This is a genomic window from Enterococcus sp. AZ011, from assembly GCF_050548355.1.
GTDB classification, from domain to species: domain Bacteria; phylum Bacillota; class Bacilli; order Lactobacillales; family Enterococcaceae; genus Enterococcus; species Enterococcus faecalis.
Genome location: NZ_CP172959.1, coordinates 119,846 through 141,019, shown reverse-complemented (window position 1 = coordinate 141,019; position 21,174 = coordinate 119,846). Strand labels below are relative to the sequence as shown.

Here is a 21,174-nt window from a genome sequence, read left to right as displayed (position 1 = left end):
TTTACGCTAGCCTTTTAAATAGTCTCGAGAATCAAACAGAATAATCTATTTATTCTCAGCTCTTCAATTATACCATGAATCCGCTATTATTGCCTGAAAGAGCATTAAAATTTTCAATGATTCCTTCGATTTTAGCAGGGCTTAAAAACGGAAAGAAAAAAAGTCTCCCACCGTAATTAGGAAACTTTTTTATTGTTTTTTTCGAATAGCCTGCTCTTTAAAAAGAACACGATTCTTTATACAATCGAAACTTTTAACACTCCAAGCGGTCTCCCTCTTTTGGCACATTTAAATACCAGATAACCGCTTCTGATAAAATCACACCAATGCCAATGGGCGGATAAAAATAAATGCCGATATATCCGATTGCGAAAAGACAAAGATGAATGATTTTTGTTGCCTTACTATAAGATTTCGATTTTCTTAACTTAGCTGCACCTTGTGGATCTTTCACTGCATTGTCTTCATAAATGATCCTTGTTAACAAGAAGTAAGCAAAATCCCAAACCGTATACACAACAAGATAAAAATAAACGGGTGCCCGCATCCACCAAAATTCACTCACCCAAGCAGTTGCTACCGGAATGAAGGCCATGGAGAATAACCAAAAATTATTTGCCCAAAACGCTTTTTTAGAAAACCAATGAGTTACGGACATTATGTAATGATGATTGTACCATGCGATACAGATAAAAATAAAACTGACAATAAACGATAAAAAATATGGGATATTTTCTATCAAACCTGCCAAAACACCCACTTGAGGGGTTTTAATTTCTAAAATCATGATGGTCATGATGATGGCAATGACTGCATCACTAAATGCTTCTACACGTGTTTTATTCATTGAACGTCCTCCACTTTTCCTATGCTTACTACAAACAAAAGTATAGCAGAAAAACCAACGATTTTTGAAAAAAAGCTGCTAGACCTGTTTGGTTTTTTTCAAAATTTCGACACTTCCTTCGAATTGTAAAAAACAGCCAAAAGAAAAAAGTAAAGTTATCTTTATCAACTCGCTTTTTTGCAGTGAAGCAGTGCCTAATGCCGCTTGTGTTCAACTGATTATCCTAAGAAAAGAAATGGCCCCCCGTCGCTTTGACGGAGGGCCCATTTCTTTTCTTATTTCGTTTTGACGTAATTTTTCCCGTTCGCTTTTGGTCCCGATGATTTTCCGAAGAACACAACTAGGACTAAAATGGTTAATACGTATGGTGCTGCTTGTAGATAAACTTTTGGAATTTCTGAAATAATTGGTAAGTTTTCCCCAGCAATACTCAAGTTTTGTGCAAAACCAAAGAATAAGGCTGCGCCCATTGCCCCAAGTGGATTCCATTTACCAAAGATCATTGCGGCCATTGAAATAAACCCTTGTCCTGCAATTGTGGTAATCCCAAAACGACCCGCAATACTTTGAGCAAAGACAGCTCCGCCCATACCGCCTAAGAAGCCGGATAACAAGACGCCAGAATAACGCATTAAGTAGACATTAATTCCCAATGTATCTGCCGCTTGTGGATGTTCTCCCACAGAACGTAACCGTAAGCCAAAACGTGTTTTATAAATGACAAACCAAGCTAAAATCGCAATCAAAATTGCTACGAAAGCTGGCAAAGAGGTTTTTGCAAAGAATAGTTCACCAATCACTGGAATTTTTGACAATCCTGGGAAAGAAAAATAGCCAAATGATTGTGTAATCATATCTGTTTGTCCTTTTTGATAAATAACTTTTACTAGGAAAACCCCTAGCGCCGGTGCCATCAAGTTAATGACAGTACCACTGATAATATGATCTGCTCGTAAGTTAATAGTTGCAACGGCATGTAAGAGAGAAAAGACAATCCCGACAACGCCTCCTACTAAACAAGCAATCCATGGTGTCGCCGCGCCAAATGTATCAGCAAACGTCAAGTTAAAAACGACCGAACTGAAAGCGCCCATTACCATAATACCTTCCAAACCAACGTTAACCACACCACTTCGTTCTGAGAACGTTCCGCCTAATGCTGTCAAGATGAGCGGAGTTGCATACACTAATGTTTGCGTGATGATTGAGGAAATTGTTGCTAAATCCATTAGATGTCTCCCCCCTCTTGATTGTTTTTGTCTGGCGCCGCTTCAATTGTTTCTACAATCGCTACTTCTTTTTTACTACCAGACGCTTTTGCTAACAAGAAACGAATTAAATAACTAATTCCCACAAAGAAAATAATTGCTGCAATAACAACATCAACTAATTCGGTTGGTACACCAGCTATCAACGGCATTCCTTGTCCACCAAGTTTTAACATTCCAAACAGTAATGCGGAAAGTAAAATCCCGATTGAGCTACCTGCTCCTAATAGAGACACGGCCATACCATCGAACCCAATGCTCAACGATGTGTTTTGAATAAAGAAGTTTTGGAAAGTCCCCAATCCTTGGACCGCACCACCTAAACCAGCCAGCGTTCCTGAAATCATCATGGATAAAATAATCGTTCGCTTGCTGCTCATTCCAGCATATTCAGAAGCAAATGGGTTTAACCCCACCGACCGAATTTCAAAACCAAGCGTTGTTTTTTTCATCAAGAACCACACAAGAATAAGGAAAATGAAGGCCAAGAAAATGCCGATGTTCAAACGAGAGCCATCACTGATATTTGTTAAAAACGGTGAGCGTAATGATGCATTCGCACCAATCATTTTGGTGATCCCTTTGTTCGCCATAATACTTGGTTTCATGACATTATTAGCAATATGATTTCCTGTGTATAATAAAATATAATTCAACATAATCGTAACAATAACTTCACTCGTCCCAAAATAGGCACGCAAGAAACCTGGAATGGCTGCTGCTAAAGCCCCTGCAACTGCCCCAACAATAATCGCCACCGGCAATGCAATCATCCGGGGTGCATCAGGCATGGATAAAGCGACCCAAATACTAGCCACCCAACCACATAAGGCTTGTCCAGAAAGCCCGATATTAAAGAATCCAGCCGAATTTGCCACCGAGAATCCTAAAGCGGTAAAAATCAACGGAGCTGCGGTGACAAAAATCTCACCAATACTTTTCTTTCCTTGGAAAGCTGTTTCAAACATCGCTTGATACCCAGCCACTGGGTCATAGCCAAAGATAACCATAATAATTGCCCCTAAGAGGAAACCCATAATAACAGATAACACAGGGACTAAAATATTTCTTATTTTTTCAGAACGATTATTCAACAGTTTCACCTGCCTCTACTTTTGATAACTCAGCACGGGCTTCTTCCAATGAGTAGCCAGCCATTAACAAGCCCAATTCATTTTCTGTCGTTTCTTTCGGATCAACAATTCCGACAATTTCCCCCGCATGAATAACAGCGATACGATCAGAAACATTTAAAATTTCATCTAATTCAAAACTTACTAATAAAACAGCTTTATTTTTATCTCTTTGTTCAATTAGTCGACGATGAATGTATTCAATAGCTCCGACATCTAAACCGCGTGTTGGTTGAGAAACAATCAACAAATCTGGATCGCGGTCAACTTCTCGGGCAATAATCGCTTTTTGCTGATTCCCACCTGAAAGCGCCCGAGCTGGTACTAGTTCATTAGGAGTCCGTACATCATATTCTTCAATTAATTCACGGGCGTGTTTGTTAATCATTCGATAGTTTAAAATACCTGTTGAACTGTATGGTTTTTGGTAATACGTTTGTAGGCCAATATTTTCAGCCAATGTCATCTCTAATACCAAGCCATATTTATGTCGGTCTTCAGGAACGTGGGCGACACCCATTTCCGTAATTTCCCGAGGTTTGCGATTAGTAATCTCTTTTTCATTCAAATGAATGGAGCCGTTTTCGACTTTGGTTAATCCTGCTAAGGCTTGGATTAATTCTGTTTGTCCATTGCCATCAATCCCCGCAATCCCAACAACTTCCCCTGCTCGGACATCTAAACTAAGATTTTTCACTGCATCTAAGCCGCGGCTTTCTTTCACTACTAAATCTTTAATTGATAAAATTGTTTCTTTCGGTTGCGCTGGTTTTTTCTCTGTTTTGAAGGAAACAGAACGGCCCACCATCATATCGGCTAACTGTTGCGAAGAAACATCTTTCACATTGACGGTGCCAATACTTTGCCCCCGGCGAATGACCGTACAACGGTCTGCCACTTTTTTAATTTCATCTAACTTATGTGTAATTAAAATGATCGATTTGCCTTCATCGGTTAGTTCTTTCAAAATAATCATTAATTCATCAATTTCTTGTGGCGTTAATACTGCGGTTGGTTCGTCAAAAATTAAAACGTTCGCACCACGATATAAGGTCTTTAAAATTTCAACCCGTTGTTGCATACCCACAGAAATATCGCGAATATAGGCATTGGGATTTACATCCAACCCGTATTGCTTAGACACTTCTTCAATCTCTTTTTTCGCTTTTTTCCGGTCTAAAATACCGCCATGGGTAGGTTCACTACCTAAGATAATATTTTCAGTCACAGTAAAGGCTTCAACTAACATAAAATGCTGATGGACCATTCCGATTCCTAAACGATTGGCTGCAGTAGGACTTGTAATGTTGACTTTTTCGCCATTCATATAAATCTCACCTGAGGTCGGTTCCAATAGCCCTGATAAGATATTCATCAAGGTCGACTTGCCTGCACCATTTTCACCTAGCAGTGCGTGGATTTCACCAGGTTTTACTTGTAAATCAATTTGGTCGTTGGCTTTGAACGTCCCAAATTCTTTGGTGATTTTACGCATCTCAATTACGTTTTCTTCTTGAGACAAGGTCTATTCACTTCCTAACAAAATTATATTGGCAATACTTTAGAGGGTAATTTTGACCCTTAACTAAGTAGTTGAAGAACCTCAACTATTTAGTTAAAAATCCAAACATCATAAAGGGTTTCCTTGGCAACCGTCGCTGCCAAGGACCACTTTATTTTTAGAAGGAACAATAATGAGCCCTTCTTTTTTCATTTAGGAGCTTAAATTATTCTGGTTTTTCTGGGACTTTTACGTCACCTGAGATTACTTTATCTTTTGCTGTTTTAACAGCTTCTTTTGTTTTGTCGTTTAAATAGCCGTCTGTTAAGTCAACGCCACCATCTTTTAATCCATAAACTAAATGTTCGCCACCAGGGAATTTGTCTTCTAACGCACGGTTGGCAATATCTTGAACCGCTGTGCCGACACCTTTAAGTGTTGAAGTTAACGTGAAGTTGTCTTCTTTGCCGTCTTTTGTTTTGTACTTGCCATCAGCATCTTGATCGCGGTCAACACCGATTACCCAAACTTTGTCGCCAGAACCTGATTCATTCAAGTCTTTTGCTTCTTGGAAGACCCCTTGTCCAGTCGCACCAGAAGCATGGAAGATGATATCAACGCCGTTTTGGTACATTGCAGCAGCTAAAGCTTTCCCTTTGGCAGGATCAGCAAATGAAGCCGCATATTTTGTATCAACAGTAATTTCTTTACCTAATTCTTTCGCAGCATCAGCCACACCTTTTTCAAAACCAGCTTGGAAACGGTCAATTACGACCCCTTCTTCACCACCAACAAAACCGACTTTGTTCGTTTTTGTTTCGTTTGCAGCAGCAACACCGGCTAAGTAAGCTGCTTCATTATCTCTAAATGTTGCAGAAACGACATTCTTTTTGCCATCGATTTGATCATCGATTAAAACAAAGTTTGTATCAGGGTTGGCATCTGCTGCAGAAGAAATTGCATCTTTTAGCAAGTAGCCAATACCAAAGATTGTGTTGAATTTACTTGATACCGCTTGGTCAATATTTGTTGTATAGTCAGCTGCATCATTCGATTGAATATATGCATACCCTTTTGAACCTTCTGGTAAATCATGTTCTTTACCCCAAGCTTGCAATCCTTCCCAAGAAGATTGGTTGAACGACTTGTCATCCACGCCGCCTGTATCTGTAATGATTACAGCACTATGCGCTGCATCCCCTTTGCCACCGCCGCTTTCAGCGGTTTTTCCTTTGCCACCACCACATGCTGCAAGTGAAACTGATAAACCTAATGCAATCAAACTAAAACCGAATAATTTTGCTTTTTTCATTTCTGTAAAGCCTCCTAAAAATAGTTTAATGTATTTAAACAACTAAGTTGTTTCTAAGGTTGGTCTGGGACTTTTACGTCACCAGAGATGATTTGTTCTTTGGCTTCTTTAACTGCCGTTTTGGCTTGATCGCTTAAGGCTTCTGTTGTTAAATCAACACCGCCATCTTTCAATCCATAAGTTAAATGTTCGCCGCCAGGGAATTTATCTTCTAATGCAAGATCAGAGATTTTTTTCACAGCAATATTTACACCTTTAATGGTTGAAGCTAACGTTAAGTTATCATCCTTGCCATCTTTGGTTGTATATTTACCGTCTTCGTTTTGGTCACGGTCAACACCAATCACCCAAACTTTATCTTTTGAACCTGTTTCATTTAGCGCTTTGGCTTCTTGGAAGATTCCTTGTCCTGTAGTCGCCGCTGCGTGATAAATAATGTCGGCACCTGCTTGATACATAGAAGAAGCTAAGGCCCGTCCTTTTGAAGCGTCTGCAAATGTCCCTGCATAAGTAGACGTAATTTGAATATCTTTGCCTAATTTTTTGCCAGCGTCTGCTACACCTTTTTCAAAACCAGCTTGGAAACGGCCAATAACAGGTCCTTCAACCCCGCCGATAAATCCTACTTTGTTGGTTTTCGTAGTGTTAGCTGCTGCCACACCTGCTAAATACGCAGATTCATTATCTCTAAATGTTGCAGAAGCGACGTTGTTTTTCCCATTAACTGTATCGTCGATTAGAACGAAATTCGTTTCTGGGTTGGCGTCCGCTGCATCTACTACTGCATTTTTTAGTAAATAGCCAATGCCAAAAATCGTTTTAAATTGACTTGAAATGGCTTGGTCAATGTTTGATGTATAATCAGATGCTTCATTTGATTGAATATACGCATACCCTTGAGGTCCTTCTGGAAGTTTGTGCTCTTTGCCCCACTCTTGCATTCCTTCCCACGCAGATTGGTTAAAAGATTTGTCATCAATGCCGGCTGTATCTGTGACCATTACGACACTATGTTGTGGATCACCTTTTGTGTTGGCGTTCTTTTTGCTATTGCCGCCACATGCAGCTAACCCAATGGTTAAGGCAACTGCTGCCAATCCTAGACCTAAAAATTTTGCTTGTTTCACTTTCCGAAAAGCCCCCTACTATTTTATCTATTATTTCATTCGCATTTATGCTATTGAAATCTACTTTGAGCCCAACGAAACCTTATGTCCTTTTTTTAAAAATCTTTATCTGTAAATGAATAGGGCAATAATGCCTCAACTGTCATTGTTTTAGTCGCGCCATCTTTACCAACTAGCGTGACCGGCATTTGTGGATCAAAGAATTCAGCCATTACTTGACGACAAGCGCCACATGGAGAAATGGGTGCCTCTGTATTACCTGCTACAACTAAATGTTGGAAGGTCCGTTCATCTTCTGAAATGGCTTTAAAAATCGCCGTTCTTTCTGCACAATTTGTTAAACCAAAGGAGGCATTTTCAATGTTGACTCCTTGATACATTTTCCCGTCTGTAGTCACTAAGCAAGCGCCCACAGGAAAGTTAGAATACGGTACATAGGCGTGTGCCAATGCTTCTACGGCACAATCAAGCCATTCTTGTTTTACTGTCATCTTTTTCGCCACACCTTCGTTTAATTTGAAATACGAATTAATACCCTTCGCCAGTTGCGCCAGAAACAATTGCTACACCCGTACTTGCACCGATGCGTGTTGCCCCAGCTTCAATCATTGCTAACGCTTCTTCTGCATTATGCACGCCACCAGAAGCCTTAACGCCCATGTCAGGACCAACTGTCTCACGCATTAAACGAATGTCTGCTACTTTAGCGCCGCCTGTTGAGAAGCCAGTAGATGTTTTAACGAAATCGGCACCTGCTTCTTTGGCTAATTCACAAGCTTTAACTTTTTCTTCGTCTGTTAATAATGCTGTTTCAATAATCACTTTGACTAACGCTTTTCCTTTGGCTGCATCTACTACGCCTTGAATGTCTTGACGTACGTAATCGTATTGTTGTGATTTTAATGCACCAATATTAATCACCATATCCACTTCATTCGCACCATTTTTAATCGCATCAGCTGCTTCGTATGCTTTAACTTCTGGTGTATTTGCCCCCAAAGGAAAGCCAATAACGGTACACACAGCGACGTCGGTATCTGCTAATTGCTCGCTAGCAAAAGCGACCCAACAAGGATTGATACATACAGAGAAGAAGTTGTACTCCTTAGCTTCGTCAATAATTTTTTGGACAGCGGCTTCTGTCGCTTCTGGTTTCAAAATAGTGTGGTCAATCATGCGGTTTAATTCCATGATGAGAATTCCTCTTTTCTTTTTGTTTTATTCCGTAATAATATCGTGAATCAAAATAGGCTCTTCGCCGGTTGGTCCAATTTCAATGTTTTTATAAAGCAATTGTTCGACTTCTGTCACGTCTTCACGATTGGCATAAATAGTTAGTAATGATTCGCCTTTTTCAACTGGGCTCCCTACTTTTTTGTGAAGTTTCAAGCCAACTGCAAAATCAATCGTATCTTCTTTCGTAGCACGGCCAGCGCCCAGCAACATTGCGGCAACGCCAATTTCATTGGCAACGATTTTTTGTACCACGCCTGTTTCTTTGGCAGGTAAATCAAATTGATAAGTTGCGGTTAATAATTTTTCTGGCTGGTCAACAACGGAACTGTCGCCGCCTTGATTTTCAATCATTTCTTTAAATTTTGCGAGCGCTCGACCGCTTGTTAATGCTTCTTCTAATAAAGCCCGTGCTTCGTCTAACGTCTCGGCTTTTTTAGCTAAAACAACCATCTGACTTCCTAAGACATAGCACATCTCCACTAAATCTTCTGGCCCATTTCCTTGCAAGGTCTCGATTGCTTCAACGATTTCTAAACTATTTCCGATGGCCTCCCCTAAAGGTTGTGACATGTCTGAAATTACTGCCATCGTTTGGCGATTTGCCAGTTTCCCAATGCGAACCATTGTTTCCGCTAATCGACGAGCACTTGCTAGGTCTTTCATAAAGGCCCCTTCACCAGTAGTCACGTCTAAGACAATCGCATCTGCCCCTGCGGCAATTTTTTTACTCATAATGGAACTTGCAATTAATGGAATTGAGTCAACAGTGGCGGTCACATCGCGTAACGCATAAAGTTTTTTGTCTGCTGGTGCTAGATCACCTGACTGACCAATCACTGCCACTTTTGTATCGTTCACCAATTGAATAAAACGTTCTTCTGTCAATTCAACTTTAAAACCAGGAATCGCTTCTAATTTATCCAACGTACCGCCCGTGTAGCCTAAGCCACGACCAGACATTTTTGCTACATTGACCCCGACACTAGCAACTAATGGCGCTAAAATAAGCGTCGTAGTGTCGCCTACGCCACCTGTAGAATGCTTGTCGACTTTGATTCCTTCTATAGAAGAAAGATCCACAATTTCGCCTGAATGGACCATTGCTAACGTCATTTGTGTAATTTCTTCGTCTGTCATATCTTGGTAAAAAACAGCCATTAAAAAGGCACTTACCTGATAATCTGGAATTGAACCATCTGTGTATCCGTTGATAATAAATTGAATTTCTTCGCTTGTTAGTTGATGCCCGTCACGTTTCTTTTCAATAATGTCTACCATTCTCATGAATTCGTTCCCTCCGATTTCCCGATAATGTATTATACAACAAAATCGTTCAGCTTTAAACCATTTAGTAAACCAGTTTACTATTATTTTTTTCTTGTGAAAACGCAAACAACACGAACATTCCATTTCTAAGCTGTTTTTTAAATCGGTTTTGTGCTTTTTCTAGCAATAAACGTCGCATCAAAAACTTTATTTGGAACTTTCCCTGTTGGATCTGCAATAGCTTCCACCAAAAATTTTGCTGCATAATAGCCAATATCAAAACTCGGCTGATAGACGGTTGTTAAACTCGGCACCAAATATTCGGAAATTTCCAAGCCATCAAAGCCAACCACCGAAATATCGTCAGGAATTTTCTTGCCCGCTTCTTCAATGGCTTGATAAGCTCCCATCGCCATTTCATCATTGCCACAAAAAATTGCTGTGATTTCTTCATTTTTCAAAACTTCTTTCGCCGCAGCATAGCCGCCATGCAAGTTCAATTCCCCAGCACAAACATAATGCGGACGAAAAGGTAAATTGTTGTCCTGTAACGCATGCTGATACGCCGTCACTCGTTCCGTTAAACGATAATAGCCGGCACTTTCACGCAACATGCCAATATGCTGATGCCCTTGTTGAATCAAATGATGGACCGCTTGATAAGCACCTTCGTACTCTTTAACGATTAATCGTCCACTATCTCGTGGATTAATCCCACGATCGACAAGAATGACAGGAATCGGATGTTCTCGTCGGTCTTTTAAAATATGATTTTCTGGCAAAACATTCGGCGTGGCAAAAATAATGCCATCTACCGACCGATGAATCAGCTCGCTAACATATTGCATCGCTTGTTCGGAATCATGCTTTGAATTGCATAACAAAATCATGTAGCCTAACGAATTTAAATATGTTTCCACACCTTCAATCACTTTTGAGAAAAAGAAATCCGTCACATCTGGCACAATCATACCAATGGTTTTGGAATGACGGTTGATTACATTCGAAGCAAAGTAATCTGGTTTGTAATGATTTTCAGCGACTACCGCCAACACCTTGTTGCGGGTTTTTTCACTGAAACGACTCCCTTTATTATTCAGAATTTGTGAGACGGTTGTGACAGAAACACCAGCCATATCAGCAATTTCTTTAATCGTTAGTTTCATCGCGCCCCTCCCAACGTCTCCTTTTGCATTGACAGACATTTGTAGACGTGTTACAGTCTTCAAAATACTTATCGAATCTTTTACATTTTAACAAAAAAAAGACAAAAGAAATAGACTAAAAAGATTAAAAAACAAAAGAAAATGGAGGCTATTTTTTTCATGGAAGAATCCCGTGTCCGTCAATTACCAAAAATCGAGCTGCACTGTCACTTAGATGGGTCGATTCGACCAACCACTTTACGCACCATTGCTGAAAAACAAAACATTCCATTACCCCAAGACGAACAAGCCTTGAAAGAGTTAGTGGTTGCCCCTGAAAAATGCACCGATTTGAATGATTATTTAACTCGGTTTGACTTCGTGCTCACCTGTCTACAAACAGCTGAAGCTTTGCAAGCAGCGGCGTATGACGTGATTAGCCAAGCTGCCGAAGATGGCGTGGCTTACATAGAGGTGCGTTTTGCGCCTTCGCAACATACAGAAAAAGGCTTACGGTTACCTGAAATCGTGACTGCTGTTTTAACTGGCTTAAAACAAGGCGAAGAAGATTTTGGTGTAAAAAGCAATGCACTGTTATGCGGCATGCGGCATGATCAACAACAAGCCATAGAAAAAATCGTTCACTTAGCGCATGATTTCAGAGAGACAGGCGTTGTCGGCTTTGATTTAGCTGGCAATGAAGTCGATTTTCCTCCATACACATTTGAAGACGTATTAGCTTTAGCCAACCAATTGTCAATTCCATTAACACTCCACGCTGGGGAATGCGGCTGTGGCAAAAATGTCGCTGATGCTGTCACTTTAGGTGCTACTCGGATTGGCCACGGTATTGCTTTGAAAGATACACCCGAATATTTGGCGCTCTTAAAAGAAAAAAAGGTTCTTTTAGAAATGTGTCCAACTAGCAACTTCCAAACAGGCACCGTCAAAACATTGGCTGAATACCCTTTTCAACAATTTATAGAGGCTGGCTTAGCCGTCTGCATCAATACCGATAATCGCACTGTTTCAGATACTACGTTAACGAAAGAATTCATGAAATTGGCCACTTGGTATCAATTAAGTTATGACGAAATGAAGCAACTCACTAAAAATGCGCTTGCAGGTGCTTTTTTATCGCCAGACGAAAAAAAACTGTTGAACCAAAAAATTGATCAAGCGTATCTATTCTAAAAAAGAACCTCCACTAAAGTGGCGGTTCTTTTTTACTCTGCTTCTTTAACACTTCTTAAAATATAATAGCCTTTGTCTTTTGTCACAATTTCAACATTGCCAAATACTTCAGCCATTTTCTTTTCTGCACTAGGTGCACCTTGTTTCTTTTGAATAACCACCGTTAGTGTGCCTCCAACTTTCAACAACGGAAAAGCCCCTGTTAAAATGCCATGGACAACTTTTTTGCCTGCACGAATGGGCGGATTGCTAACAATCGCCGCGTAGGTCGTTTCGTTTAAGGTTTCATACACATTGGAAGAATGGATATCCACAGTAGTAATTTGGTTACGTTGGGCGTTCATTTGAGCTAGCCCAACCGCCCGTTGGTTGACATCCACCATTTCCACCAGTCGACCAGTCGCCGCTGCTAAGGACAACCCAATTGGTCCATAGCCACAACCAACATCTAACAAACGGCCTGCTGGTAAATTTTCCCATTCAAAGGCATCAATCAACACACGAGAACCATAATCCACTGTTCCTCTTGAGAAGACCCCACTATCGGTCGTAAACTGAAAGGTTCGACCACGTAATGGAAAAGACCAGCTTTCTAAATCATGTGCTAATTCTGGATTTTCTGTATAATAATGATTCGCCATTTTGTTCTTCCTATCTATGCTTGTTTTGGTTTTAGTCTACCTTTTATTTCTCGAACAATCAAGGCACCTAATAATTCATAGCCCACTTGTGAAAAATGCAAACCATCCGCTTGTAAAAATTCATCCGTTCCAGGATAAACAGTCATCGCTTTATACAAATCAATAACTGGCAAGTTATGTGCCGCTCCGACTTCTTGTGCAACCTTGACCAATTCCTTGATACACGTTTGTGGACGTTCTGGACGTCTGCCACTATCCGCATATGGTGGCGTAATTAAAATCACCTTTTCTGAACCAATTTCGTGAATCATTGTTTCAAGGTTTTCTCTAAACGTGGCTACTGTTATATTTCGATCCAGTGACGCATCATTGGCGCCAAAGAAAATCACCACCTCATCAGGTTTCTCAATTAGCACTTCTTTATTTAATCGTTTTAAACCATCTTCTGTTGTATCGCCAGGCATTCCAGCATTAATGACAGCCACTTCTTCTAGACCCATCGCAGCAATATCCCGTTTTACTAAGTCAACAAGAACAGGTGAGACAGCTTCGTCTAAATAACCAGCAGTAATGCTATCACCAAATAATACAATTTTTCTCATGGCTTTTCCCCTCTTTTCTAACAGTTTTCTCTTTTCATGATACCATTTTCATCATAAATTGGCGAAGAAGGGAATTCTTTTGTAAAATCCTGTGTTTCCCTTGTGAAATTATGGTAAAATGTACAAAGATTGAACAGGGTTTGGTGGAGGAACAATGGACGATAAAATGAATTACTACCCAATTTCCAGAGAAGAATGGCATGGGTTTTATCATGACGGCAAAGCACCGTTAACCGAAGCAGAATTGGATAACATTAAAAGTGTGAACGACCAAATTTCACTAAAAGATGTACAAGAAATTTATGTACCCTTAACGCATCTTATTCATTTGTACATGAAAGAATTTGAATCACTAACACTTAGCAAAGGATTATTCCTACATGAATATGTCTCTGTACCACCATTCATCATTGGAATTGCCGGCAGTGTCGCCGTTGGTAAAAGCACCACCGCTCGTCTTTTGCAAAGAATTCTGGCCCGAACGTTTAAACGAAGAAACGTTCAACTCATTACAACGGATGGATTTTTGTATCCCAATAAAGTGTTAGAAGAACAAGGAATTATGGACCGAAAAGGGTTTCCTGAAAGTTATGACATGGAGAAGCTAATTAATTTCTTAAACGAAGTCAAAAGCGGCAAAGACGAAATTAAAGCACCCGTCTATTCTCACAGTGTCTACGATGTTATCGAAGGCGAATATGAGTTGATTCAACAACCAGATATTCTGATTGTTGAAGGCATTAACACCTTACAGTTACCCGCCAATCAACAAATTTATGTGAGTGATTTTTTTGATTTTTCTATTTTTGTAGATGCCGATCCAGCCTTAATTGAAAAATGGTACCTAGAACGTTTTGGGGCCTTATTAGATACGGCTTTCTTAGATCCTAATAATTATTATTACCAATATGCAATTGGCAAACGAGAAGATGCTTTCGCCATGGCACGGAATGTTTGGAAAACCGTGAACTTACCGAACTTGGAGGAATATATCTTGCCAACGCGCGGACGTGCGGACATTATTTTGCATAAAACGGAAAATCATTTGATTGACCAAATCTATCTACGTAAATATTAAGGGTTGACGAGCTAAGAAATATCCTGTATCTTTTGTAGAAATATCCTTGAAAATTTTCAGCAGAATGCATGACTTTCAAGGAGTAAAATGTTTTAATAAGTATAGCTAGACAAAGAAGAGTACGGAACAAAAGTGAACCACTTTTTAACCGCCTGATTCTCGGCTGTTTAAAAGTAGCCCCTGCGGAATTAAGCCAAAATTTTCTAAAAATCGTAAAACAATTTTTGAAAATCCTTTCTTAATTCTTGGTGCTGACCACTTTTTAACCGCCTTTTCTTTAGATAAATTTAAATGGATAAGGGGTAATAGACGTGACTAACGTTGCCGATTTGACATCTGTCGAAAAAATTATTGTTTTAGACTTTGGTAGTCAGTTTAACCAATTGATTACTCGTCGTATTCGTGAATTTGGCGTATTCTCTGAGTTATTAAGCCACCGAACTACGGCAGAAGAAATTCGCAAAATCGCGCCTAAAGGAATCATCTTCTCAGGTGGACCAAACAGCGTGTATGACAAAGATGCTTTTAGCATTGATCCAGAAATTTATGAGTTAGGAATTCCCATTCTTGGCATCTGCTACGGTATGCAATTAATGACTCATAACTTAGGCGGAAAAGTAGAACCTGCCGCAAACCGTGAATACGGAAAAGCAGAATTAGAAATCCTTGGTGATGCGACATTATTCCAAGGAACACCTGCGAAACAAACCGTTTGGATGAGCCACGGTGATTTAGTAACAGAAATCGCTCCTGGATTCGAAAAAGTTGGGACAAGCAACGATTGTCCAATCGCTTCTATCGAAGATGCCAACCGCAAATTCTACGGCGTACAATTTCACCCAGAAGTTCGTCATTCAGAATATGGTAACGACTTATTACGTCACTTTGCTTTTGATGTGTGTGGCTGTACTGGTGACTGGAGCATGGAAAACTTCATCGATATGGAAGTCGCTAAAATCCGTGAACAAGTAGGCGATAAAAAAGTCTTACTTGGTTTATCAGGTGGCGTTGACTCAAGTGTTGTCGGCGTGCTTTTACAAAAAGCCATTGGCGACCAATTAACTTGTATCTTCGTTGACCATGGATTATTACGTAAAGGTGAAGCGGAACAAGTAATGGAAAGTTTAGGCGGTAAATTTGGCTTAAACATTATTAAAGTAGATGCGAAAGAACGCTTCTTAAGCAAATTAGCAGGCGTTTCTGACCCTGAACAAAAACGTAAAATCATCGGTAACGAATTTGTGTATGTTTTTGATGACGAAGCAACTAAACTTGCTGGGGAAGAAGGCGTTTCATTCCTAGCACAAGGAACTCTTTACACAGACGTCATCGAATCTGGTACAGAAACTGCGCAAACAATTAAATCACATCACAACGTTGGTGGTCTTCCTGAAGACATGCAATTTGAATTAATTGAACCTTTAAATACATTATTCAAAGACGAAGTTCGTGCCTTAGGAACTGAACTTGGCATGCCTGATGCAATCGTTTGGCGCCAACCATTCCCAGGACCAGGATTAGGTATTCGTGTGCTTGGTGAAATTACAGAAGATAAATTACAAATCGTTCGTGATTCAGATGCTATCCTACGTGAAGAAATCGCAGCAGCTGGCTTAGATCGTGACATTTGGCAGTACTTTACTGTCTTACCTGGCATCCGCTCAGTAGGCGTTATGGGCGATGGCCGTACCTACGATTACACAGTCGGTATCCGTGCTGTGACTTCTATCGACGGCATGACCGCTGACTTTGCCCGTATCCCTTGGGATGTTTTACAAAAAATCTCTGTGCGCATCGTGAACGAAGTTGCACATGTAAACCGTATCGTGTACGATATTACTTCAAAACCACCTGCAACTGTGGAGTGGGAATAACAATAAACCCGCTAGAGAACCTATTTTATAGGTTTTCTAGCGGGTTTTCTTTTGTGTTATCACACTTTCCTCCCACCATTCTCCGTTTTTCCTTTGCTCCACCGCCCTCAAAGTCCTATAATTTAATCATAAGAATAGTGGCTATTAATAAAATTCATCAATTAAAAGGAAGCGATTTCAACATGTCAAAAGAAACTTTTCTTAAGTATGGTTTTGTTGTCCTCTTCATAGGAATTTTTTTACTTCGTGCCCAAAAATTTATTTCTGAGCCCCTTTCGTACCTTTTTTCGGGTATTCTTTTGCTTATTGTTGCGTATTTAATACTCGTGAAAAAAATGAACTTTTTCTCAAGTTTGCTCACAGTTACCGACCAGCCTTCTTCTACCCAACAACGATTAGGTCAAATCTCTGGTCTTGTCAGTTTATTGATTGGTTTACTTTTGGTAATTCTTAGCTTCACTTTCTTTCTCCAACCTTGATTCCCCCTTGATTCCCCCTTGACTCTCCCTTCACTCTTGGCTATTATTACCTTAGCAAGTACAATGGTGTACTGTGAACAGTCGAGCAACGGCGCTCAAAAAGATTGGCTTTCGTGCATTCTTTTTGAGGGCTTTTTATTTTTAGAAAGTAGGGAAATTGAATGGAAAAAATGTACCGCAGTCCGTATGAAGCGTACCCGTATCTATCTTCTAAACCAGAAGATTTACGATGTGATTTTGAATTAATGACTGATGAATTGGCCTCGATGACAGGTCTTCTACGAGGATATGTGCAACAATTAGACGTCCCTGAACAGCCTGCACTAACAGAAGAACTAGCTAAAATTTGCGAGTTAATCTACCATGTCAATCCAACGACCCGAACAAAATTAACAGTCACAGAGGACGAAATAGCCTGGCTTTTGGAACGTGTCAATGCTATGAATGAACTGACATACGAAGAAAATCGTCCTTTTGTTTTACCGATGGGCACAATCTGTTCCTCTTATGCACACATCTTAAGAGCCAAAGCCAAAGATATTGTTCGTTTACTTTATCGCATGGACTATGGGGGTAAAAAAATTGATCCGCAGCTGTATGATGTAGTCAACTTACTCTCAGGTTACTTTTTCATGTTAGCTTTGTATCTAAATAAGCTCGAAAATGGTGAAGAAGTTCCCTTTGTTTCTCGCAACTATTCTATTTAAAAAGTACACCGACCGCTAACGACGAATTGCTAGCGGACGGTGTACTTTTTATACAGGCAAGTACGCTTCCCCTTTTGCAAATAGTTTAGCAGTACCACCAATAATGACTCGATTTTCTTTCACTTCACAAGTTAAAAAGCCGCCTCTTGGGGACACTTGATAGGCCGAAAGGGTCATTTGATTGAGCCGTTTTCCCCAATAAGGAATTAAATTGGCGTGCGCAGAACCACAAACTGGATCTTCGTTAATTCTTAGTTTCGGGAAAAAAGTCCGTGAAACAAAATCCACCAAGTCTCCTGGTGCCGTTACAATGACTCCTACTCCTAAATCCAATGCTTTTAATGCAGAAAAATCTGGTGTGATTTTTGCCACTGTCTCTTCGTCTTTTAAGACAAAAAATAAATCGCGACCCAAATAAGCTTCATAAATTTTCGTGCCTAAAGCGGCTTCATACTCTGGCAAAATTGGAATCCTTTCCGGTAGGATATAAGGAAAATCTAGATAATAGTATTCCTCTTTTTTGGTCACTGCGAGCGGTCCACTTTGACTAGTAAAATGAAGCGTTTCTTCCGCAACGGAATAATAGTTAAATAACACAAAAGCCGTCGCTAATGTAGCATGCCCGCAGAGATCGATTTCTCGTTCCGGCGTAAACCAGCGCAGGGCGTAACTTTTTCCCTCTTTGACTGTAAAAGCAGTCTCTGACAAATTATTTTCAATCGCAATGTTTTGCATCACCGCTTCTGGCAACCATTTTTCCAAAACATAAACAGCGGCGGGATTGCCTTTAAAAACTTCCTCCGCGAAAGCATCGACAATATAATAGGGATAACTCATTTTAATTCTCTCCTTGTATTTTTTGATAAATGTATTCCGCGCAACACAAATCCTCAACTGCTAAGCCAACCGCATCAAAAATCGTGCGGCCTTTCTGCTCCGCCTTTAGTTTAACTTTGCCAGTCACTAATTCGCCGAGAGAACCTACAATTTTTTCAGCTGAAAAGGCACCTTCTGAAATCGGAATTAAAAGATCCCCGCTTTCTTTTAATGCAGCCGCATACTCATCTACAAACACTTGACTGTTTTTAACAAGGTCGCTTGTTAATTCTCTGGAAGTCGGCGTGAATGTACCAATTGCATTGATATGGGCATTCGGCAAAACGTCTTTTTCTTCTAAAAATGCGTCCTGACTGGAAGTTAGTGTACAGATAATTTCCGCTTCCTCGACGGCTTCTTGGACAGAAGAACAACCAATAAAGGTACATTCGGGGTAATTGTGCTGTTGCTTAGCGATTAATTTTCGTGCGCGTTCTGCTGTGCGGTCATATATAAAAACCTTTTCAATCGCCCGAACGCTTTGTAGCGCTGCGAGATGAGATGAAGCTTGTTGACCTGCACCAATCAAAGCGATACTTTTTGCCTCTGGAGCTGCTAAATAATCGGTTGCCAAAGCAGAAACAGCTGCTGTGCGAAGCCACGTAATCGCATTGGCGTCCATCATCGCAACTGGTCTTCCAGTAGAACTATCAAACAATAAAATTTGACCAAGATGCGAGGCCAAATTTTTTTGTGGATTTTCTGGAAAAGCTGTAATGATTTTTGCCCCAAAAAAGCGATTTTTTCCTAAGTAAGCAGGCATTAATGCAAAAAGATTTTGATTTTCCCCATCTGGTAAAACCTCTACATGGCGCTCACTTTGCGAAATTTTTCCTTTTTGCAACTCTGCAAAGCAACGTTTCATCACTTGAATTGCTTCGGAAAACGACAATTGTTGAATGACCCTCTCATAAGAAATAATGTCCATCTGAATTCCTCCCTTTGCGCTATCATAAACCAGACAAACAATACACTCAATGCTATAATTGTATGGAATACAATTTTATAGAAAGGAAGTTCCCCTCATGCCGATTAATTCCTATGAGAACTATGCGTTGTCATGGCGCCCTGTTAAAGAACGTTTAACAAGACCTTATTACCAATCATTGGTTCAACAATTAGAAGCGGATATCTTATCTGGTGCGCTTCAAAAAAATGTGAAATTGCCTTCGCAAAGAGAATTAGCTGATTACTTGGATCTGAATTTCACGACGATTGGTCAAGCCTATAAACACGCTATGGAAAAAGGCTTACTTTATACCAACATCGGTAGCGGCACTTTCGTTTCTCCCAACGCGTTTCACTCAATTACAATCTCTACCAACCAAGTAGCAGACCATCTAATTGATTTAGGGCTGGTTAGTTCCTTTGATATGTGTAATCAGCGGATTTTACCTTTTATTGAATCAGTTAGTAAAAATGCGGCCCTTAACAGTTTGCTAAATTATCGCGATCCTTTAGGTACGCACTTTCAACGAGCAACCGCTGCCGAATGGCTTCAGACACAAGGCGTTCGGACCAATGCCGAAGAAGTTGCCATTGTATCTGGTGTCCAGAATGGGCTGGCCGTGACGTTAGCCGCCGCTTTTTCTCCAGGTCAGCGGATTGCCGTAGATCGATACACGTATTCAAATTTTATTGAACTCGCCCAGCTTTATCATTTAGAAATCGTCCCGATTGGCTATGATTCCGAGGGGATGGACCCAGAGCATTTACTGCAAGAATGCAAAAAGAAAAAAATACACGGTATTTTCTTAATGCCCGCATGTAATAACCCGATTGGTTTCCAAATGTCTAGCGCCCGCCGAATGACTTTAGCTGAAATCATTCAGCAAGAACACTTATGGGTAATTGAAGATGACATTCATTCTTTTTTAACAACTTATGCGCAGCAAACAGTTTTACCAACGTTTCAAGAACTCTTACCTCAACAAACGATTTACTTAGCGGGGATGACAAAATTTGTCTGTACAGGCTTACGCATTGCGTACCTTGTTTTCCCTCCGTTTCTTCGCCAAGAAATAGAGCGTGCGATTTTTAACATTAACGTTAAAACTTCTGGCTTTGATGCTGAAATTGTCACCCAAGTCTTACGCTCACCAGTTGCAGAAGAATTAGTGATAGAAAAATTGGCTTTAACAAAACAAGCCAATGACTTATTTGATACCATTTTTGGGTTAGCTAGACCTAGCAATCCTTTGCCGTACTACCGAACTATTCCCCTTTCTACCGAAAAAACGGCGCCGCAAATTGAACAAGAATTTCTCCAAAATGGGGTACGTCTTTTTCACTCGAGTCGCTTTACTGTGCAAAATCAGCCAGATGCTTTTTTACGAATTTCCTTGGCCTCCAATCAGCTTGAGGTATTGGCGAAAGGATTAACCATTATCCAAGAACTCTTACCGACATTAAACGAAAAGAAAGGACATTCCCTATGAATTCATTGCCAATACTTGAAAAAGCAGTGGGCACGATTACCCTGCTTTCCGAAGAACAACAAAATGCCGAATATGAAGGCTTTTTATGCCAAGTTAATGAATCGCAACAACTTATCCGCAGTCGCTTAGCCAAAAAAACGCCGAAAAAAGAAGGCTATTTTGTAGCCTTCTGGGAAAAAAATCAACAAAATCAGAACGAAGCCTTTGATGCAACGGAAGCCCCTGAAATGTTAGCAATTGTCATTGCTGATCAAGAAAAGCAAGGTCTCTTTCTTCTGCCGAAAGAATGTTTAATCCAACAAAAAATTCTCAAAACGCACCAACAAAAAGGCAAAATGGCAGCCCGTTTTTATCCTTCTTGGTGCCAAAACCTTAATCAAACCGCCAAAAAAACACAAAAATGGCAACTAGCTTACTTTACTGATTTATCTAAATACTAAAAACGTCAGC

The 21,174-nt window shown here is 40.2% G+C and carries 21 protein-coding genes; 7 read left to right on the top strand and 14 right to left on the bottom strand.

Annotated elements, in window-relative coordinates; all coding sequences use genetic code 11:
- Positions 1-253 precede the first annotated feature (253 nt).
- The 10 genes from IGL36_RS00610 to IGL36_RS00565 form a co-directional block, all read right to left on the bottom strand.
- Positions 254-847 (bottom strand): TMEM175 family protein, encoded by a 594-nt coding sequence (locus tag IGL36_RS00610; protein ID WP_002359336.1) that lies wholly within the window; start codon positions 845-847, stop codon positions 254-256.
- A gap of 275 nt (positions 848-1,122) precedes the next feature.
- Positions 1,123-2,076: an ABC transporter permease gene (locus IGL36_RS00605; protein WP_002356172.1), complete on the bottom strand. Its 954-nt coding sequence runs from the start codon at positions 2,074-2,076 to the stop codon at positions 1,123-1,125.
- Positions 2,076-3,209, bottom strand: coding sequence for an ABC transporter permease (locus IGL36_RS00600; RefSeq protein ID WP_010710976.1), 1,134 nt, complete (start codon positions 3,207-3,209; stop codon positions 2,076-2,078). The genes IGL36_RS00605 and IGL36_RS00600 overlap by 1 nt, the downstream gene beginning before the upstream one ends.
- Positions 3,202-4,770, bottom strand: coding sequence for an ABC transporter ATP-binding protein (locus IGL36_RS00595; RefSeq protein ID WP_002381361.1), 1,569 nt, complete (start codon positions 4,768-4,770; stop codon positions 3,202-3,204). The genes IGL36_RS00600 and IGL36_RS00595 overlap by 8 nt, the downstream gene beginning before the upstream one ends.
- 205 nt (positions 4,771-4,975) lie before the next feature.
- Positions 4,976-6,061 (bottom strand): BMP family lipoprotein, encoded by a 1,086-nt coding sequence (locus IGL36_RS00590; protein WP_002356169.1) that lies wholly within the window; start codon positions 6,059-6,061, stop codon positions 4,976-4,978.
- A 53-nt stretch (positions 6,062-6,114) separates the two neighbouring features.
- The gene (locus IGL36_RS00585; protein ID WP_002356168.1) at positions 6,115-7,188 is read right to left on the bottom strand and encodes a BMP family lipoprotein; all 1,074 of its coding nucleotides are present in this window, start codon (positions 7,186-7,188) and stop codon (positions 6,115-6,117) included.
- A 95-nt stretch (positions 7,189-7,283) separates the two neighbouring features.
- Positions 7,284-7,748 carry a cytidine deaminase gene (locus IGL36_RS00580; protein ID WP_002383839.1) on the bottom strand — a complete coding sequence of 155 codons (465 nt, stop codon included), beginning with the start codon at positions 7,746-7,748 and terminating at the stop codon, positions 7,284-7,286.
- Positions 7,717-8,379, bottom strand: a complete 663-nt coding sequence (gene deoC, locus IGL36_RS00575) for a deoxyribose-phosphate aldolase (RefSeq protein ID WP_002356166.1) — start codon at positions 8,377-8,379, stop codon at positions 7,717-7,719. Before deoC ends, IGL36_RS00580 begins: the two co-directional genes overlap by 32 nt.
- A 27-nt stretch (positions 8,380-8,406) precedes the next feature.
- On the bottom strand, positions 8,407-9,708 hold the full coding sequence (locus tag IGL36_RS00570) for a pyrimidine-nucleoside phosphorylase (RefSeq protein ID WP_002356165.1): 1,302 nt from the start codon (positions 9,706-9,708) through the stop codon (positions 8,407-8,409).
- 140 nt (positions 9,709-9,848) lie between these two features.
- Complete coding sequence (locus IGL36_RS00565) at positions 9,849-10,856, bottom strand: substrate-binding domain-containing protein (RefSeq protein WP_002356164.1); 1,008 nt, start codon at positions 10,854-10,856, stop codon at positions 9,849-9,851.
- 141 nt (positions 10,857-10,997) lie between these two features.
- Here IGL36_RS00565 and add point away from each other — a divergent pair, with 141 nt between their 5' ends.
- Positions 10,998-12,029, top strand: coding sequence for an adenosine deaminase (gene add / locus IGL36_RS00560; RefSeq protein WP_002356163.1), 1,032 nt, complete (start codon positions 10,998-11,000; stop codon positions 12,027-12,029).
- 32 nt (positions 12,030-12,061) lie between these two features.
- Here add and IGL36_RS00555 read toward each other — a convergent pair whose 3' ends face one another.
- Together IGL36_RS00555 and IGL36_RS00550 are read right to left on the bottom strand one after the other, a co-directional pair.
- Positions 12,062-12,670: a class I SAM-dependent methyltransferase gene (locus IGL36_RS00555; protein ID WP_002356162.1), complete on the bottom strand. Its 609-nt coding sequence runs from the start codon at positions 12,668-12,670 to the stop codon at positions 12,062-12,064.
- Positions 12,671-12,684: 14 nt separating this feature from the next.
- The gene (locus tag IGL36_RS00550; RefSeq protein ID WP_002397673.1) at positions 12,685-13,272 is read right to left on the bottom strand and encodes an SGNH/GDSL hydrolase family protein; all 588 of its coding nucleotides are present in this window, start codon (positions 13,270-13,272) and stop codon (positions 12,685-12,687) included.
- Positions 13,273-13,426: 154 nt separating this feature from the next.
- Here IGL36_RS00550 and coaA point away from each other — a divergent pair, with 154 nt between their 5' ends.
- The 4 genes from coaA to IGL36_RS00530 all read left to right on the top strand — a co-directional run bounded on the left by coaA (position 13,427) and on the right by IGL36_RS00530 (position 17,410).
- A complete protein-coding gene (gene coaA, locus IGL36_RS00545) occupies positions 13,427-14,350 on the top strand; it encodes a type I pantothenate kinase (RefSeq protein WP_002356160.1) in 924 nt (307 codons plus the stop codon).
- 311 nt (positions 14,351-14,661) lie between these two features.
- Positions 14,662-16,224, top strand: a complete 1,563-nt coding sequence (gene guaA / locus IGL36_RS00540) for a glutamine-hydrolyzing GMP synthase (RefSeq protein ID WP_002356158.1) — start codon at positions 14,662-14,664, stop codon at positions 16,222-16,224.
- A gap of 137 nt (positions 16,225-16,361) precedes the next feature.
- Positions 16,362-16,703 carry a hypothetical protein gene (locus IGL36_RS00535; RefSeq protein WP_002397681.1) on the top strand — a complete coding sequence of 114 codons (342 nt, stop codon included), beginning with the start codon at positions 16,362-16,364 and terminating at the stop codon, positions 16,701-16,703.
- A 161-nt stretch (positions 16,704-16,864) separates the two neighbouring features.
- On the top strand, positions 16,865-17,410 hold the full coding sequence (locus IGL36_RS00530; protein ID WP_002397682.1) for an ATP:cob(I)alamin adenosyltransferase: 546 nt from the start codon (positions 16,865-16,867) through the stop codon (positions 17,408-17,410).
- Between the two features lie 48 nt (positions 17,411-17,458).
- On the opposite strand, the gene IGL36_RS00525 is transcribed toward IGL36_RS00530, so the two are convergent.
- Complete coding sequence (locus tag IGL36_RS00525; protein ID WP_002397683.1) at positions 17,459-18,247, bottom strand: PhzF family phenazine biosynthesis protein; 789 nt, start codon at positions 18,245-18,247, stop codon at positions 17,459-17,461.
- 1 nt (position 18,248) lies between these two features.
- Positions 18,249-19,214, bottom strand: a complete 966-nt coding sequence (locus IGL36_RS00520; RefSeq protein WP_002386371.1) for an ornithine cyclodeaminase family protein — start codon at positions 19,212-19,214, stop codon at positions 18,249-18,251.
- A gap of 97 nt (positions 19,215-19,311) precedes the next feature.
- Here IGL36_RS00520 and IGL36_RS00515 point away from each other — a divergent pair, with 97 nt between their 5' ends.
- Both IGL36_RS00515 and IGL36_RS00510 read left to right on the top strand, forming a co-directional pair.
- Positions 19,312-20,724, top strand: a complete 1,413-nt coding sequence (locus IGL36_RS00515; RefSeq protein ID WP_002386372.1) for a PLP-dependent aminotransferase family protein — start codon at positions 19,312-19,314, stop codon at positions 20,722-20,724.
- Entirely contained in the window at positions 20,721-21,164 is a 444-nt protein-coding gene (locus IGL36_RS00510) for a MepB family protein (protein ID WP_002386374.1), read from the top strand. The genes IGL36_RS00515 and IGL36_RS00510 overlap by 4 nt, the downstream gene beginning before the upstream one ends.
- Positions 21,165-21,174: the final 10 nt, after the last annotated feature.

Excerpts from the sequence above, each read along its gene's own strand:
- IGL36_RS00610 (WP_002359336.1), bottom strand. The coding sequence starts at position 847 with ATGAATAAAACACGTGTAGAAGCATTTAGTGATGCAGTCATTGCCATC.
- IGL36_RS00605 (WP_002356172.1), bottom strand. The coding sequence starts at position 2,076 with ATGGATTTAGCAACAATTTCCTCAATCATCACGCAAACATTAGTGTAT.
- IGL36_RS00590 (WP_002356169.1), bottom strand. The coding sequence starts at position 6,061 with ATGAAAAAAGCAAAATTATTCGGTTTTAGTTTGATTGCATTAGGTTTA.
- deoC (WP_002356166.1), bottom strand. The coding sequence starts at position 8,379 with ATGGAATTAAACCGCATGATTGACCACACTATTTTGAAACCAGAAGCG.
- IGL36_RS00570 (WP_002356165.1), bottom strand. The coding sequence starts at position 9,708 with ATGAGAATGGTAGACATTATTGAAAAGAAACGTGACGGGCATCAACTA.
- IGL36_RS00565 (WP_002356164.1), bottom strand. The coding sequence starts at position 10,856 with ATGAAACTAACGATTAAAGAAATTGCTGATATGGCTGGTGTTTCTGTC.
- add (WP_002356163.1), top strand. The coding sequence starts at position 10,998 with ATGGAGGCTATTTTTTTCATGGAAGAATCCCGTGTCCGTCAATTACCA.
- IGL36_RS00555 (WP_002356162.1), bottom strand. The coding sequence starts at position 12,670 with ATGGCGAATCATTATTATACAGAAAATCCAGAATTAGCACATGATTTA.
- IGL36_RS00550 (WP_002397673.1), bottom strand. The coding sequence starts at position 13,272 with ATGAGAAAAATTGTATTATTTGGTGATAGCATTACTGCTGGTTATTTA.
- coaA (WP_002356160.1), top strand. The coding sequence starts at position 13,427 with ATGGACGATAAAATGAATTACTACCCAATTTCCAGAGAAGAATGGCAT.
- IGL36_RS00530 (WP_002397682.1), top strand. The coding sequence starts at position 16,865 with ATGGAAAAAATGTACCGCAGTCCGTATGAAGCGTACCCGTATCTATCT.
- IGL36_RS00525 (WP_002397683.1), bottom strand. The coding sequence starts at position 18,247 with ATGAGTTATCCCTATTATATTGTCGATGCTTTCGCGGAGGAAGTTTTT.
- IGL36_RS00520 (WP_002386371.1), bottom strand. The coding sequence starts at position 19,214 with ATGGACATTATTTCTTATGAGAGGGTCATTCAACAATTGTCGTTTTCC.
- IGL36_RS00515 (WP_002386372.1), top strand. The coding sequence starts at position 19,312 with ATGCCGATTAATTCCTATGAGAACTATGCGTTGTCATGGCGCCCTGTT.
- IGL36_RS00510 (WP_002386374.1), top strand. The coding sequence starts at position 20,721 with ATGAATTCATTGCCAATACTTGAAAAAGCAGTGGGCACGATTACCCTG.